Genomic DNA, 14,279 nt, shown 5'->3' on the forward strand with positions numbered 1-14,279 from the left:
CCCGGCCGGCGAACCGCCCCAGGCCGGCAGCGCCGCCCGCATCGAGGCCCTCGTCGGCCGCCTCACCCTCGCCGAGAAGATCTCCCTGCTGCACGGCGCCCGCGACCCCGCGCCGCTCGGCCAGGCCGGGTACGTCCCGGGCGTCGCCCGCCTCGGCATCCCGCCGCTGCGGATCGCCGAGGGGACCGCCGGGGTCCGGGTGGACCGCCCGGCCACCGCGCTGCCCGCGCCCGTCCTGCTCGCCTCCGCCTTCGACCCGGGCCTGGCCCGCGAGTACGGCCGCCTCCTCGGCCGGGAGGGACGGGCGCTCGGACAGGACGTGCTGCTCGCGCCCCGCGCCAACCTGATCCGCACCCCCTACGCCGGCCGGAACGCCGAAGGCTTCGCCGAGGACCCCAAGCTCACCGCCGACCTGGTCGCCGAGGTGGTCCGCGGCATCCAGGACGAGGGCCTGGTCGCGGCCGTCAAGCACTTCGCGCTCGCCAACCAGGAGCAGGGCCGCGACACCCTCGACGTGGTCGCCGCCGAGCAGACCCTCCACGAGAGCGAACTGCGCGGCTTCGAGGCCGCCGTCGCCGCGGGCGCGGGCGCCGTCACGGCCGCGCCCCACAAGGTCAACGGCACCTGGGCCACCGAGAACGGCGACCTCCTGCACGACGTGCTGCGCAGTGGTTGGGGCTTCGACGGCTGGGTGCTCTCCGACCGGGACGGCGCCCACAGCACGGTCGCCGCCGTCACCGCCGGCCTCGACATGGAACTGCCCGGCACCGCCACCCACTACGGCGCCGCACTGCACCAGGCCGTGCGCGGCGGGACGGTCACCGAGCAGGCCGTCGACCTCGCGGTCCGCCGCGTGCTGACCACCATGGACCGCTTCGGGCTGCTGGACGCCGCGCGCCCGGCCCGGCCCGTCCGGGACGCCGCCGCCGGCGCCCGCACCGCGCGCCGCGTCGCCACCGCCGGGGCCGTCCTGCTGCGCAACGAACGCGGGACCCTGCCCCTGGCCGGCCCCGACGCCCGCTCGATCGCCGTCATCGGCCCGACCGGCGGAGTGCCGTACGTCAGTGGCGGCGCCCGGGTGGTGGCCGAGCACGCCGACAGCCCGTACACGGCGATCCGCCGGAAAGCCGGCCGGACCGCCACCGTCCGCTACGCCCTGGGCGAGGACCTGTACGGCAAACCCCTCCCGGCGGACCTCCTCAGCCCGGCCGCCGACCTGGAGAACCGCACCGTCGAGCCCGGCCGCACCTTCACCCACCAGGCCGAGTTCACCCTCGCCGAGGACGACGAGTGGACCGTCCTCCTGCACTGGTCCGGCCCGCGGCCCGACGTACGCCTGGACGGCGAGGAACTCTTCGCGGACCGGCCCGGGCCGACCGCGCCGCAGGCGGGCGGGCTGCTGGGGACCGCGCCCGACGGGCTCGCCGTCCGCCGCCGCACCCTCACCCTCAAGGCCGGGCCCCACCGGCTCGCGGTCGACGCGCGGGGCGGGGACCGGGGCCAGCGCTTCCGGCTGCGCCACACGACCCGGGCGAGCCGGGCCGCCGACCTCGCCGAGGCCGTCAAGGCGGCCCGGGCCTCGCGCAGCGTCGTGCTGTTCGCCTACGAGGACTCCGCCGAGGGCGCCGACCGCTCCGGCCTGGCCCTGCCCGGCGCCCAGGCCGCCCTGATCGAGCAGGTCACCGCCGCCAACCCGCGCACCACCGTCGTCCTCAACACCTCGTCCGCCGTCACGATGCCCTGGCTGGAACGGACGGGCGCGGTCCTGCAGATGTACCACCCGGGCCAGGAAGGCGCCGGCGCCACCGCCGACCTGCTGTTCGGCGCCGTGGACCCGGGCGGACGGCTCACCCAGACCTACCCGGCCGACGAGCAGACCCACCCGGCCGGCGGGAACCCCCTGCGCTACCCGGGCGTGTCCGGCCGGGTGGAGTGGACCGAGGGCGTCCACGGGGGGTACCGCTGGTACGACTCCGAGCAGGCGGCGCCGCTGTTCCCCTTCGGGCACGGGCTGTCGTACACCACCTGGCGCTACGAGAAGCTGACCGTGCGCCCCGAGCGCGGCGGCCTGCGCGTGGAGTTCACCGTCCGCAACACCGGCCGCCGCAAGGGCACCGAGGTCGCCCAGGTCTACGTCGGCCCGTCCCCGGAACTGCGCCTGGACCAGCCGGTCCGCGCCCTGGCCGGCTACCGGCGGCTCACCCTGGGCCCGGGGCAGTCCCAGCGGATCACGCTCGACCTGGACGCCCGGACGCTGTCGTCGTGGGACCCGGCGCAGCACACCTGGGTGGTCGGCAAGGGGCTGCGGGAGGTGTCCGTCGGGAGGTCGTCCCGGGACCTGCCGCTACGGGCGGGGGCGGTGGTGCGCTGACCGGCGGTCGGTAGGCTGACCGTCGGCGCTTCGCAGGGGACGCGCCAGCGACGTGGGAGGACGTGACCGGTGCACATCCAGGAATGGCTCGAGACCGTGCCGGCGGTGAGTGTGTATGTCCTGGTGGGGGTGGTCATCGGACTGGAGAGCCTCGGCATCCCGCTGCCGGGGGAGATCATCCTGGTGAGTTCGGCGCTGCTGGCCTCGCAGCACGGGGACGTCGACCCGCTGGTGCTCGGCATCTGCGCGAGCACCGGCGCGATCGTCGGCGACTCCATCGGCTACGCGATCGGCCGCAGGGGCGGCAAGCCGCTGCCGGAGCGGCTGGGCCGGCGCTTCCCCAAGCACTTCGGGGAGCAGAACGTCGCCATGGCGGAACGCTCCTTCGAGAAGTGGGGCATGTGGGCGGTGTTCTTCGGCCGGTTCGTGGCGCTGCTGCGGATCTTCGCCGGGCCGCTGGCGGGTGTGCTGCGGATGCCGTACTGGAAGTTCCTGATCGCCAACGTTTTCGGCGGGATCCTCTGGGCGGGCGGGACCACCGCCGTCATCTACTACGTCGGCATCGTGGCCGAGGCCTGGCTCAAGCGCTTCTCGTGGCTGGGCCTGGTGCTGGCGGTGCTGATCGGCCTGGCGTCGACGCTGATCCTCAAGAACCGGGCCAAGAAGGCGCAGGCCGCCGTGCCGGCGCCGGTCGCGGGCGGGGTCCCGGCCCAGGCCGACCAGGCCCCGGCCGCCGTCGCCCGCGACTGACGCCCGCGACCGACGCCCGGGGCCTGCTGCCGGCGTGCGCTCCGGCGTCCGGCCCCGGTGTCCGGCTCAGGCGTCCTGCCCCGGCGTCCGCTCCGGCGTCCGGCTCAGGCGCCGCCGGACAGGGCGGCGCGGTGCTGCCGCGACAGCTCGGTGTACATGGCCGCGTTGAGCCGGATGCCCTCGCGCTCCTCCTCGGTCAGCGGCCGCTTGACCTTCGCCGGGACCCCCGCGACGAGCGAGCCGGGCGGGACCACCATGCCCTGCGGGACCAGCGCCTGCGCGGCGACCAGCGAGCCCGCGCCGATGACGGCGCCGTTCAGGACGGTCGCGCCCATGCCGATCAGGCAGTCGTCCTCCACGGTGCAGCCGTGCACGACGGCGTTGTGACCGATGGAGACCCGCTCGCCGACGGTGACCGGGAAGCCGGGGTCGACGTGCAGCGTGCAGTTGTCCTGAAGTTTAGTTTCCAAATGCTAGGATCCTTGGAAAGGAGCTGATCAGACCTGCCCGAAGGCGGTCCGTGGATCCCTGGAAAGGTAGGTTTGGGATGGCTAGGCAGGCGACGCCAAAAGTTAGCTTCGCGGCGCAGGAGTACCTTCAGCACCGAACGGCGCAATCGAAGTCGACTCGGCCGCCGTACTACCTCAGAAGCCTGTACCGGCGCTTCGTGGCGCGGGTCGGCGACTGCCACGTAAGCACCCTCCGAAGCCAGCACATCGAAGACTTCTTCTACGGGCCTGGCGGCCTGGCCGACACGGCCGGCAGCACCACCTTGGCGAGCTACCGCGTGAACATGCGCAGCTTCCTACGGTTCTGCGAACGGCGGGAATGGACCCTTCGCACGGTGGACCAGCTCACGGCGGGACTGCGCGAGAAGTCGACGCAGAGCAACCGCAACCGGTACCGGATGACCCGCGACGAGCTTCGGCAACTCCTCGAAGCCGCGACCTTCCCCCGCGATCGAGCGCTGATCGCCTTCATCGCGAACACAGGCCTCCGCATCTCCGAGGCCGTGCGCATGCGCGTCCGTGACGTGGCATTTCAGAAGGGAGAGCTGTACGTCTACGTCCCGAAGACGGACGAAGAGGTGACCATTCCCCTCTCGCTCGACCTCGAACGTGAGCTGCGGACGTGGCTCACCCATTACACGGAAGCCGTGGGACCGCTGAAGCGGTCGAACTACCTGTTTCCGGTCTGCCTGCGGCCGATGTTCATGCCGGGACATGCCCAGGTCCGCAATCCCGAGCGGGTGCTCAACCCGGAAGGCATGATCAGCCACCCCCATGTGATCATCAAAGGTGCGGCGGAGGCTGCGGGCATCGAGCTGGACCCCGGGGACGCCTGGCACACGCTCCGGCGGTCCTTCGCTCGCATCCTCTACGAAGACGCCCGGGAGCACGGACACGACAACTCTCTTCGCATCGTTCAAGCCGCGCTGAACCACAAGGAAGTGAGCACCACGGAACGGTATCTGGGGTTGGACATCGAGCGGCAGCGATACGCGGACATGATCAAGGGGAAGCCCTTCCTGACCGCCGATCTCGACCCCGGTAAGATCGTTGACCTGAGCGAGAGAAGGGCGGCGGGCCGTGGCTAAGGAAGTCATCTCCCGGTGTGACGAGTGCGGCGCGTCCGAAGGCGTGCAGGAATTCACGATCACCTACGGGAACCAGACGAAGACCGTAGACGCCTGTCCGGAGCACGCTGCTCCCGTTCTGGCCCTGTTCGAGCTGGGGACCGACGCGCAGCCGGCACAGAAGCCTCGGAAGGGCGGCCGTAGCGCTCATGCGGTGATCCCGATTGAGGACTTGGATATTCAGCCGTAGAGGGAACGCCAGAACCCCCGACCCTTCAGGGTCGGGGGTTTCTTGCTACCACAGGCCTTCCGGCCCGACGTTCTCGGCATGAACGTCCCGGTCGATCGGCATGATCACACCCCTGAAGGTGGGGCCGATGCGGCAGAGGATCGGTTCCTTCGAGTCGTAGACGAGCATGTCGAGGGCCCGACCTAGCCCGTCCTTCCCCTTCGGGGCCTTCACCTTCGAGAACCGGGCCAGTAGGGCAGGGTCGAACGCGACCAGCTCAGGCACGGCCGACGGCCGTCCGCCGAGGCGTGTAAACAGGCTGTCGAGCATCTCCCACAGTCGTTCGTCGGCCTGGTCCGAAGCGTCCTGGGCGGCCGTGGGCACGTCGTTGTTGGCGGGGCGGAAGATCAAGCCGTCCCCGGGGGCGATTTCGAAGCGGCCATACCCCTTCTTGTCCTTCCTTCCGGCGCCGTCGAGGTCGGCCAGGGCCTCGCGGTCGACATGGAGCGTGACGCCTCCCGGTGGGCCTGCGTAGTCCTCCAGGGGGGCCGTGTCCTGGCCGATGGCGTACCCGTCCGTACCGGTGACCTCCAGGCCGGCGGGCGAGAGTCGAACCCGCGCGGTCTTCACCATGGAGCGGGCGGGAAGGAAGGCGTGGGCGTTGTAGGCGGCCCGCGCCATCTCCTCGCTAGGCAGTACCGCCGAGGCCCTCATGCCTTCCCCTCTCCATTTCGCCAAGTAGGTGCGCGAAGGCCGCGTAGGCCTGTTGCGGAACAACGCCGTCGCCGATGGCCTTCAGTTGGGCGCTCCGATCGAGGCCTTCGACCTTCGTGATCCAGCCGCTCACGATGCCCATGAGCCACTCGGCGAAGCGGGGGGCCAGGCGGAGGCCGCCCCGCGGCCCGAACTCGACCGGCACGGGCGCCGGTTGCCCGGTAAGCACTTCCCAACGGCGCACGGCAGGCGCGAAGTCGCCCCACCACTCCGAGGGGCTGAAGTCGCCCCCGTAGTCGGCCCCAGGCTCGACGTTGAGCAAGTGGCAGGCTTCGTCTTCAAGCGTCGGACCGTGACCACCCTGCTTGCGCTTCTCGGGGTGCTGTGGGGCGCCGTTGCGCGACAAATTCGCCGTGGGGGTCTTGAACAGCTTCTCGCTCTTGTCCCTGGGCCAAAGCCGCGCCATCGCGGTTACGAGATCATCGCCCCCGGCCCCGGGTCGGCCCGCCTTCGCGTAGTCCGGTCCTCGGCGGCCGTCAGCGGCCGTGGGAGTCGGAAGCAGCTGCAACGCAAAACCACCGATCCCTGTGGTGGGGGGCGCCAGCGGCGGACGCTCGATAGCACGTCCATTGCGCGTCATACCCGCACGCGGCCAGGTCCCCAAGTACGCGGTCCAGCCCTCGGCTTCGGATCGCCCCGACGTTTTCCAGGAAGACGAGCTTCGGTCCCAAGACGCGAACGGCCTCGGCGACGTTCGCCCAGATTCCCGAGCGGGAGCCTTCGATACCAACCCGTTTCCCCGCATTCGAGATGTCTTGGCACGGAAAACCGGCCGTCAGAATGTCTACGCCTTGATCTACCAGCGTCACCCAGTCGATTAGCGTGATGTCCCCGAGATTCGGCACTCCGGGGAACCGCCGGGCGAGGATCTTCGCCTTGTTGGGGTCGTTGTCCGCCACCCACGTAACGCGGCCCCCCGTTAGAGCTTCCACGGCCATTCCGACCCCGCCGTATCCGGCGCACAGCTCCAGGATTCGAGGGGCCGACCGAAGGCCCCTACTCACAGTTGTTCTCGGCCTCTCCGAAGAGGTCCCAAAGGATCCGTTCTCTCTCCTCGGCAGGAAGGCTGTCGAGCTCTATCGGTTCACTGTCCACGGTGCTTCCCCCCACATAGCCAGGACCGAATTAGGTGATCGAGAGCGACGGCGACGAAGAAGGTAAAGACCAGGAAGGCCACGATGGGGCGGGGAACGTTCACAGCGACCTCCGACCGGCAGCAGCCACGATCAGAGCCAGGGCGAATCCGAGGTAAAGGCCGCCGACGAAAACAAGAACAAGGGACAGCACTAGATCGCCCTCTCGCCAGCGGAGCCGTAATTCACGGCGTAGTCGTAGGCCACGAACGCGTCACGCATGCGGTAGGCGGCGCGGTGGATTTCCCGCTTGCCCCGGCAAGAAGCCACATGGAGCTGTGCCACGGCCGTTTCGTAGTGAGGAAGGCCCTCGAAGGGCCGGATCATCTGCATGGCCTTCGCCAGAGTCACCGTGACGCCTTTCCCGTTGTTCCAAATACTAGATTCCGGGCAAAGGGAAGGCGCCCCTGAGGGCGCCGCGCCTTCACGCTCCAAAACCTAGCTTCGCTACCCTGACCGTTGCAAGACTCCCCAGGTCAGCGGCCGTCCCGTGAGGGATCGGCCAGACCAACAGGTCTACGGGTCCCGAAGGGGGTAAGGGGGTCGGCCTGAGGGAGCGGAGCGAGCGAGGGCCGGGGGGATCGGGGGATCACAGCAGCGGCCAAGGCCGCTGTAGAGCTGCGAGCGATAAGAGCGAGCAGCAGAAGGGCGCCCCTCCCAGGGCGCCCATATAGATAGGTACTACTTCAAGGCCATGGCTTACGGGCCATGGCTTCTAACAGTTCTATACCTGATGAGAAGGCGGCCGACAGGCCGCCCCTTTAGGAGAGGGTGCCCCCCTCGGAAGGGGGTACCCGGTGCCCTACAGCATGTGCCCCCGCCACAAAGTGCTACACCCCCTCGGGGCGCAATGTGCGCTGTGCTATGCCCGCTCTGAGGCGGGCGGTAGCAGCAGGGGTAAGCGCAAGCACCCAAGCAAGAACACGCGCACAGCAGGACGGTACGACTACCAATGGCAGAAGGTGAGGGCAGAAGCCATCAGGCTTCAGCCTTACTGTTCTTTCTGCGGCACAAGCAATGACCTAACAGGCGACCACATCCTTCCACTAAAGGAAGGTGGATCAAACACGCTCGACAACGTTCGTGTTCTATGTCGTCAATGCAATACACGAAGAGAGAACGACTACCGAAAAGGTAGGCGGTACTAGCGCCCTTTCTGAAGGGTGCACCCCCTCTCCCAAGCCCACACACTTCACGGGATCCCTGTACGGCCCCCACGGGCCGCGATCACTATTCCGTGGACGGCGAAGCCCAGAGCACACCAGACGAACCGCTGTGATGCCCGCTGGCTCAGCTCTCCTCGCTCGCCGACAGGGGGAAGGGGGGTCCGAAAGGATCCCGCGGCCCTTCTCCGCACCCGCCGCCTTCCTGTTCCGTGAGCGCGCGGGGGTTAGCCGGAACTGGTGGGAATCCCCGGATCACTCCGGATAGCGGAGCGAACGCCTGCCCGGGGCTCTGAACGTGCCGGATCTAGATGTTCTGGCCCGCTGCGCGGGCCTCGATGAGCAGCTTTCCGGCTTCCAGGCTCACGTCCTGGCCGTCGAGCATGACCGCCCACGTTCCGGGCTGCACTTCCTTCGCCACAGCGGCCCCACGGCCGGCCCGCTCCATCAGCATGACGGCGCCTCGCGCCTCTCGGTCAGTCAGCATGCCCGGCACCCTAACGGCCTTCGGCGGGCCGCAAAGCCGCATCACGAAACCCCGACCGAGAGAGGACGCGACCATGCCCGGACCGCCCCCGACGCCCTCGAAGCTGACCGCGCTCCGAGGGAACCCGTCGAAGAAGAAGCTCAACGCCGAGCCTGAACCCGCCAGGGGCGCCCCGCGCCCGCCGGCCGACCTGAAGGGCGAGGCCCTGGCCGAGTGGGGCCGGGTCGTGCCTGAGCTGGACCGCCTAGGCCTACTCACGAAGGTAGACCGGGCCTACCTGGTCGCCTACTGCGAAGCGTGGGCCACATTCGACCAGGCGCGGGCCGCAATGGCCGAGTACGGCGCCCTGGTAGCCGGCCGAGACGGCGGACTGGTCAAGAATCCGGCCGCACAGGTGATGAGAGACGCGGCTGACCTGATGATCAAGTTCGGCTCTCGCTTCGGCATGTCTCCCTCGGACCGTACGCGCCTGTCTGTGGCGCCGGAATCCGAGGACGGCCCCGATGCTCAGGTTCTCTCTCTCCTGAGCTAGACGGGGCAACCACGCGGCCTGGGGGCCGCGGTGGGGTTGAGCCTCCGCGTTGACCAGCGCACAGCGCGCGGTCCGCGAGGCTCCCCCGACGACTTGCACCAGTCCCGGGCGGGCTGGTGCCGATGGTGTGTAGCTCAGAGGTAGAGCGGCGGCTTCCAAACCCGCGCGCCGGAGGTTCGATTCCTTCCACACCAGCGATGGGGTAGCTCCCCTGGCCATGAGGCCCGATCCGTGCGCAGGTACGGGCCGAAGGTCGCGCGCTTAGTTCAGCGGTCCAGAACTCCCCCTTGCAGGGGGCGACGCGGGTTCGAATCCCGCAGCACGCCCGATGCGTTTACACGTCCTTCTTTGAACGGGGCTCGTCTTGACTCAGGTAACAGCCGCTTCGCGGTCCTACACGTTCGCTTTCGCCGAGGACATCCCGATTGAGACGTTCCCGTTCTCTGACGGCGTCGAGCGGACGCCGCAGCTTGACGCTACGGCCATGGCCTACATGAACGCCAAGGTCGCGCTGTACGCGGCCCTGAACCCCGGTCGCATTCTGAATTCTCGGACGCTCGACTATGCGGGATCTGTGGTGGTCAGCGAAACCACGGCCGAGGGCGCCAGGCTTTTCCCGACCGAGATTTAGCAGGAGTAGCCATTGGGCACCATTTCCGGCGATGAGCCGTGCGCGGTTCATGAGCGCCACGATCCCATTCCTTACGACACTGAGCTTCACCATGTATGGCCGAAGGGCATGGGTGGGCCGGACGTGCCCGAGAACCTCGTTCCAGTGTGCGGAACCGGGCACAACAACATTCACGCGATCCTTCGCTACCTCGAACGCCGCAGGGGTAAGCCCTCGGCGGCCTTCCTGGGCCGCTTTGATCCTGGCGAAGTGAAGTACGCCGTTCTCGGCTACGAGCGGTCCGTCAGGGGCCGCCTGTGACCGAGAAGAAGCGTCGCCGTCGGCGGCCGGCAGGGTGGCTGTCCCGTCGCGAGTACGCGGTGAAGCGCCGGTGCGATGACTGGGGGGTTCCTTACGAGAAGGTGAGTCGAGCGAAGGTGTTCAACCGCGACGGCTGGATTTGCCAGCTCTGCGGACAGCCCATCGACCGCGTGATTCGCTTTCCAAAGCCGCTCAGCAAGTCTCTCGACCACATCGTGCCCTTGTCCCACGGCCCTGGCACCCCGGGGCACGTCTTCAGTAATTGCCAGGCCGCGCATCTTGGCTGCAATTCCTCGAAGGGCAATCGAGTGTGAGCGTTCGCCCCTCTTAACCGGTCTTTCTTTCTTGTAACGACCGGGAGAGAGGGGGAAGCGTGAGCGAGATCATCCGCTCTCCCTTCGGCCCTATCGATCCGCGTGAGGGCTTCTTCTTCTATGACGATAAGCGTGCGACGCACGCAGTCGACTTCATTGAAAAGCTGATCGTGCACACGAAGGGGCGCCACGCGGGCGCCCCCTTCATTCTCGATGAGTGGCAGAAGAACGAGATCGTTCGTCCGCTCTTCGGCACGATGATGTTTGACGACCAGTACGCGGAGTACGTTCGCCAGTACCGCATTGCATGGCTGGAGATGGCGCGCAAGAACGGGAAGTCGGAGCTTCTTAGCGCGTTCGCGCTTCTTGGATTGGTCGGTGACGGGGAAGAGTCGGCCGAGGTCTATTCCGTTGCGGTTGACCGTGACCAGGCCGGCTTGGTCTATAACACGGCGAAGCGCATGGTCGAGCTGAACCCGATCCTGAACAAGCGACTCGAAATCATCGACTCGAAGAAGCGGATTGTCGACCGCAAGACGAACTCGTTCTATCAGGTGTTGCCCGGCGATGCTGCGGGCGCCCTCGGAACGAACCCGTCGATGGTGCTCTTCGATGAGGTCCTGACGCAAAAGGACCGGCATCTCTGGGACTCGATGCGCCAGGGATTCGGTACCCGACGGCAGCCGATCATGATTGCGGCAACCACGGCCGCGTACCGAACCGCGGCCTTCGCGCTTGAAGAGCATGAACACTCTCTTCGTGTTCGCGAGGATCAGAACCTAGACCCTGCCCGTTTCGTGTTCGCGCGGAACGTCCCGGATGACTGGGACTGGAAGGACGAAGGCTCTCCGCCCTCGGATGAACACCCGAAGGGTACGGGCTGGTATCTGGCGAATCCCGCCCTCGGTTCGTTCCTGAACATCAACAACTTGCGGGCCGAAGCGATGGAGGCGGCGGAGAAGCCGACGGCGCAGAACGCGTTCCGGGTCTTCCGTCTGAACCAGTGGGTTAGCCAGGCGAATCGCTGGCTCGACATGCACCTGTGGGACGAGAACGGTTCGGCCAAGGTCGACCGGAACCGCCTGAAGGGCCGCCCCTGCTATGCGGGCATCGACCTTGCAGCCACGGGCGACTTCAACGCCTGGGTGCTGCTCTTCCCCGGCACGCCGACTGACCCGGACGCCGACGGTTGGACGGTCGTCCCGCACTTCTGGGTGCCGAGGCCGGCTGTCGAGAAGCGGTCGAACATGAAGAGCCACTTCGAGGTATGGGAGCGGGAAGGCTTCCTTTCCGTGACGGAAGGGCCGACGACCGACTTCAAGGCAATCTTTCGACACATAGCGAAGGACGCCGAAGACTTTCGGATCCGCTTTTTCGGGTACGACCCGTGGAATGCCACACAGCTTGTCTCAGAGCTGGAGGAACAGGGCCTGACGGCAGTCAAGGTCCCGCAATCCGCGGCCCGGCTGAACGATCCCTCGAAGGCGATCGAGTCGGCCCTAGCGGGCCGGGAGTTGCACCACGGCGGGCATCCGGTGCTTCGGTGGATGGCGGACAACGTCGAGCTAGACGTGACCGGCGACGGTCTGGTTAAGCCGAGTAAAGCAAAGTCCGGCGAGAAGATCGACGGTATCGCCGCTCTGGCCAACGCCTTCTTTCTGACGGCCCTCCCTGCCGAGGAAGAAGCGCACGTCACGTTCTTCAACTTCAACGAGCAGTATTCGGAAGCCGAGCTAGAGGCTTTGCTTACGCCTGTCTCCCGACAGGAACAGCGGGAAGCGTACTTCTTCCCGGACGACGACTAGGAGATTCATGGATCGGCCCAACCTGGGCCGCTCCCTCCGTAACGCTGCGTCTTCCTTTGTCCCGAACGTCTTTCAGGTCGGCAGTCTCGCTTTCGGTGCGATTGCCGCCTACGACGTTGCGCGCCCCCTCGGGCATTTCGCGGTGGCCCTGTGCCTCGGGCTGATCGGTTACGCGACGGACGGGGGCAAGCGGACGTGAGCCTGTTTACACGCATCGGCGAGCTTCGAGCTGCCGTGTCCGGCATGGCGTCGAATTGGGAACGGGATGTCGAGGGCGTGAGCGTCCGTACGGCTTCCGGCCGGAAGGTAACCCGCCGGAACAGCCTTCAGATGGTCGCGGTCTACGCCTGCCAGTCGCTTATCGGCGATGCAGTCGCGTCACTCCCGGTGGACCATTACAAGCGGGTGGGCGGGCGGAAGGAATCCGTCGACCCGATGAAGTCGCCCAAGTGGATTCGCCAACCGAATACGAACCAGACGTCATATGACTTCTGGTTCCGGGTGATCATCAGTCTTCTGACGGATGGCAACGCCTTCCTGTACATCGTCCGGAACGTTCGGGGCGAAGTGGCGGCCCTGTACTGCATTCACCCGCAGTCCGTGAACATTCTCGAAGGTCCGCTAGGCGAGAACCGCTACGAGGTATCTGATGACCAGGGCGCCATCATGGGCGTCCTCACTCGCTACGAGATGCTCCACATTCCTGCCTTCACGGTTCCAGGATCGAGCCGCGGCCTTTCGCCTATCGACATGGCCCGAGAGGCTATCGGCCTCGGGTTGACGGCCGAGGAGTTCGGTTCCCGCTTCTTTGAGCAGGGAACGACGATGGCCGGTGTCATCGAACATCCGGGTACCCCTCGGCCAGACGAAGCTCGTCTCCTGCGCGACATGTTCCGGAAGACGCATGCCGGAGTGAAGAACTCGCACAGCGTGGGCGTACTGACCGGCGGGGCCCAGTTCAAGCCGATCACGCTTTCCCCGGAGCAAGCCCAGTTCCTCGAAACGCGACGGTTCCAGAAGGCAGAGATCGCCCTTCTGTATCGCGTGCCCGCGTATCTGGTCGACAGCTCGGTTAGCTCGACCTGGGGAACCGGGATCGAGGAACAGAACAAGTTTTTCGTAGACCAGACGCTCATGCCTTGGATTGTGCGCATTGAACAGGCAGTTTCAACGTTCCTTCTGCCTGGGCTCCAGTACATCCGCTTCAACGTCGACGCTCGCCTTCGAGCGAAGACGAAGGACCGGTACGAGGCCTATCAGACGGCCCTGAATAACGGCTTCCTGAGCGCCAACGAGGTCCGGGCGATGGAAGACCTGGGGCCGCTCCCGAAGAAGCGTGGAGAGCGGTACTACCGCCCGCTGAACCTGGCCGTCGTCGGCGACGAGGAAGAGGCGGCGAAGGAGCCGCCGCCCGAGGCCGGCACGGCACCCCCGCCCGCACCCGCTGATCCCACCGCGGACCCGAAGCCACCACAGGACCCGAACGCAACGGATCAGGGGAAGACCAATGGAGATGGAACGTAGGGCAGTCCCTACGGAGTTCGAAGTTCGCAGCGAAGGCGGGAAGTTCAACTTCTACGGCTACGCGCTGAAGTGGGACGCCCGGTCTCAGAACCTCGGCGGCTTCCGCGAGCGCGTCGCCCAGGGCGCCACGTCGGACAGCATCGGGCGGGACGACATCCGGGCCCTGTTCAACCATGACCCGAACCTGATCCTCGGCCGGAATCGCAGCGGAACGCTGCGGCTGTCCGAGGATTCGGACGGCCTTCACTACGAAGTCGACATGCCAGACACGACCTATGCGCGTGATCTGGCAACGGCGATGGAGCGGGGCGACGTTACGCAGTCGTCCTTCGGCTTCAAGACCGCCGGACCAGAGGGCGATGCCTGGGCCGAGGACGACGACGGGTTCCCGCTGCGGACCCTTCAGAAGATCGCTCTCTTCGATGTGTCGCCGGTTACCTACCCGGCATACGCCGATTCCACCTCGGGTGTCGGCTCCCGCGCTCTTCAGCTCCTGGCCGAGCGGCGCGGGCTTTCTGTTGCGCGGCTGGATTCGCCGGAGGCGATCCGGGCGGCGATCCGGGACGGCGATGTTTCGGCGCTGAGTGAAGCGCGAACCGCCTTTCCCCGGTACGGGCTCCCCACCGATCCGGTGGCGGCCCTGGCGGCCCTGTCGCCTCTTTTTTTGCCTCGAAACTAGTATTTGGAGTC

General features: G+C 67.1%; 17 protein-coding genes, 2 tRNA genes and 1 pseudogene. 14 read left to right on the forward strand and 6 right to left on the reverse strand.

The window, feature by feature from the left end:
- Both LG632_RS08790 and LG632_RS08795 read left to right on the forward strand, forming a co-directional pair.
- Positions 1-2,371 (forward strand): beta-glucosidase family protein (locus tag LG632_RS08790; RefSeq protein WP_226726302.1); only part of this gene is annotated, 2,371 nt, incomplete at its 5' end.
- A gap of 69 nt (positions 2,372-2,440) precedes the next feature.
- Positions 2,441-3,121: a DedA family protein gene (locus LG632_RS08795; protein ID WP_226726303.1), complete on the forward strand. Its 681-nt coding sequence runs from the start codon at positions 2,441-2,443 to the stop codon at positions 3,119-3,121.
- Positions 3,122-3,225: 104 nt separating this feature from the next.
- Here LG632_RS08795 and LG632_RS08800 read toward each other — a convergent pair.
- Positions 3,226-3,588: pseudogene (locus LG632_RS08800) on the reverse strand (gamma carbonic anhydrase family protein); the annotation flags it as partial.
- An 80-nt stretch (positions 3,589-3,668) separates the two neighbouring features.
- On the opposite strand from LG632_RS08800, the gene LG632_RS08805 reads away from it, so the two are divergent.
- Both LG632_RS08805 and LG632_RS08810 read left to right on the forward strand, forming a co-directional pair.
- Positions 3,669-4,718, forward strand: a complete 1,050-nt coding sequence (locus LG632_RS08805; protein WP_226726305.1) for a tyrosine-type recombinase/integrase — start codon at positions 3,669-3,671, stop codon at positions 4,716-4,718.
- Entirely contained in the window at positions 4,711-4,947 is a 237-nt protein-coding gene (locus tag LG632_RS08810) for a hypothetical protein (RefSeq protein WP_226726306.1), read from the forward strand. The genes LG632_RS08805 and LG632_RS08810 overlap by 8 nt, the downstream gene beginning before the upstream one ends.
- A 45-nt stretch (positions 4,948-4,992) precedes the next feature.
- Here the strand turns inward: LG632_RS08810 and LG632_RS08815 are convergent, their stop codons facing one another.
- From LG632_RS08815 to LG632_RS08830, 4 genes are all read right to left on the reverse strand, one after another.
- Positions 4,993-5,607: a hypothetical protein gene (locus LG632_RS08815; RefSeq protein ID WP_226726308.1), complete on the reverse strand. Its 615-nt coding sequence runs from the start codon at positions 5,605-5,607 to the stop codon at positions 4,993-4,995.
- Positions 5,608-5,614: 7 nt separating this feature from the next.
- On the reverse strand, positions 5,615-6,106 hold the full coding sequence (locus LG632_RS08820; protein ID WP_226726309.1) for a DNA (cytosine-5-)-methyltransferase: 492 nt from the start codon (positions 6,104-6,106) through the stop codon (positions 5,615-5,617).
- Between the two features lie 70 nt (positions 6,107-6,176).
- Positions 6,177-6,638, reverse strand: coding sequence for a DNA cytosine methyltransferase (locus tag LG632_RS08825; protein WP_264201576.1), 462 nt, complete (start codon positions 6,636-6,638; stop codon positions 6,177-6,179).
- Between the two features lie 348 nt (positions 6,639-6,986).
- The gene (locus LG632_RS08830) at positions 6,987-7,184 is read right to left on the reverse strand and encodes a hypothetical protein (protein ID WP_226726312.1); all 198 of its coding nucleotides are present in this window, start codon (positions 7,182-7,184) and stop codon (positions 6,987-6,989) included.
- A gap of 458 nt (positions 7,185-7,642) precedes the next feature.
- Between LG632_RS08830 and LG632_RS30705 the strand changes: the two genes are divergently transcribed.
- The gene (locus LG632_RS30705) at positions 7,643-7,981 is read left to right on the forward strand and encodes an HNH endonuclease (RefSeq protein ID WP_226726397.1); all 339 of its coding nucleotides are present in this window, start codon (positions 7,643-7,645) and stop codon (positions 7,979-7,981) included.
- A gap of 322 nt (positions 7,982-8,303) precedes the next feature.
- Here LG632_RS30705 and LG632_RS08840 read toward each other — a convergent pair whose 3' ends face one another.
- Complete coding sequence (locus tag LG632_RS08840) at positions 8,304-8,483, reverse strand: hypothetical protein (protein WP_226726314.1); 180 nt, start codon at positions 8,481-8,483, stop codon at positions 8,304-8,306.
- A 73-nt stretch (positions 8,484-8,556) separates the two neighbouring features.
- Here LG632_RS08840 and LG632_RS08845 point away from each other — a divergent pair, with 73 nt between their 5' ends.
- The 9 genes from LG632_RS08845 to LG632_RS08885 all read left to right on the forward strand — a co-directional run bounded on the left by LG632_RS08845 (position 8,557) and on the right by LG632_RS08885 (position 14,268).
- Positions 8,557-9,015 (forward strand): phage terminase small subunit P27 family, encoded by a 459-nt coding sequence (locus LG632_RS08845; protein ID WP_226726316.1) that lies wholly within the window; start codon positions 8,557-8,559, stop codon positions 9,013-9,015.
- Positions 9,016-9,138: 123 nt separating this feature from the next.
- Positions 9,139-9,210 (forward strand) — tRNA-Trp (locus LG632_RS08850).
- Between the two features lie 60 nt (positions 9,211-9,270).
- Positions 9,271-9,341 (forward strand) — tRNA-Ala (locus LG632_RS08855).
- A 158-nt stretch (positions 9,342-9,499) separates the two neighbouring features.
- A complete protein-coding gene (locus LG632_RS08860) occupies positions 9,500-9,646 on the forward strand; it encodes a hypothetical protein (protein ID WP_226726319.1) in 147 nt (48 codons plus the stop codon).
- A gap of 12 nt (positions 9,647-9,658) precedes the next feature.
- Entirely contained in the window at positions 9,659-9,946 is a 288-nt protein-coding gene (locus LG632_RS08865) for an HNH endonuclease signature motif containing protein (RefSeq protein WP_226726321.1), read from the forward strand.
- Positions 9,943-10,260: an HNH endonuclease gene (locus LG632_RS08870; protein WP_226726322.1), complete on the forward strand. Its 318-nt coding sequence runs from the start codon at positions 9,943-9,945 to the stop codon at positions 10,258-10,260. Before LG632_RS08865 ends, LG632_RS08870 begins: the two co-directional genes overlap by 4 nt.
- A gap of 59 nt (positions 10,261-10,319) precedes the next feature.
- Positions 10,320-12,065, forward strand: coding sequence for a terminase large subunit (locus tag LG632_RS08875; RefSeq protein ID WP_226726323.1), 1,746 nt, complete (start codon positions 10,320-10,322; stop codon positions 12,063-12,065).
- Positions 12,066-12,260: 195 nt separating this feature from the next.
- Positions 12,261-13,589 (forward strand): phage portal protein, encoded by a 1,329-nt coding sequence (locus LG632_RS08880; protein ID WP_226726324.1) that lies wholly within the window; start codon positions 12,261-12,263, stop codon positions 13,587-13,589.
- Positions 13,573-14,268, forward strand: coding sequence for an HK97 family phage prohead protease (locus LG632_RS08885; protein ID WP_226726325.1), 696 nt, complete (start codon positions 13,573-13,575; stop codon positions 14,266-14,268). The genes LG632_RS08880 and LG632_RS08885 overlap by 17 nt, the downstream gene beginning before the upstream one ends.
- Positions 14,269-14,279: the final 11 nt, after the last annotated feature.

The organism is Streptomyces antimicrobicus (assembly GCF_020532625.1).
GTDB lineage: Bacteria > Actinomycetota > Actinomycetes > Streptomycetales > Streptomycetaceae > Streptomyces > Streptomyces antimicrobicus.

Coding starts and splice junctions, on each gene's coding strand:
- LG632_RS08805 (WP_226726305.1), top strand. CDS start 3,669: ATGGCTAGGCAGGCGACGCCAAAAGTTAGCTTCGCGGCGCAGGAGTAC.
- LG632_RS08815 (WP_226726308.1), bottom strand. CDS start 5,607: ATGGCGCGGGCCGCCTACAACGCCCACGCCTTCCTTCCCGCCCGCTCC.
- LG632_RS08820 (WP_226726309.1), bottom strand. CDS start 6,106: ATGGCGCGGCTTTGGCCCAGGGACAAGAGCGAGAAGCTGTTCAAGACC.
- LG632_RS08825 (WP_264201576.1), bottom strand. CDS start 6,638: ATGGCCGTGGAAGCTCTAACGGGGGGCCGCGTTACGTGGGTGGCGGAC.
- LG632_RS30705 (WP_226726397.1), top strand. CDS start 7,643: ATGTGCCCCCGCCACAAAGTGCTACACCCCCTCGGGGCGCAATGTGCG.
- LG632_RS08840 (WP_226726314.1), bottom strand. CDS start 8,483: ATGCTGACTGACCGAGAGGCGCGAGGCGCCGTCATGCTGATGGAGCGG.
- LG632_RS08845 (WP_226726316.1), top strand. CDS start 8,557: ATGCCCGGACCGCCCCCGACGCCCTCGAAGCTGACCGCGCTCCGAGGG.
- LG632_RS08860 (WP_226726319.1), top strand. CDS start 9,500: ATGGCCTACATGAACGCCAAGGTCGCGCTGTACGCGGCCCTGAACCCC.
- LG632_RS08885 (WP_226726325.1), top strand. CDS start 13,573: ATGGAGATGGAACGTAGGGCAGTCCCTACGGAGTTCGAAGTTCGCAGC.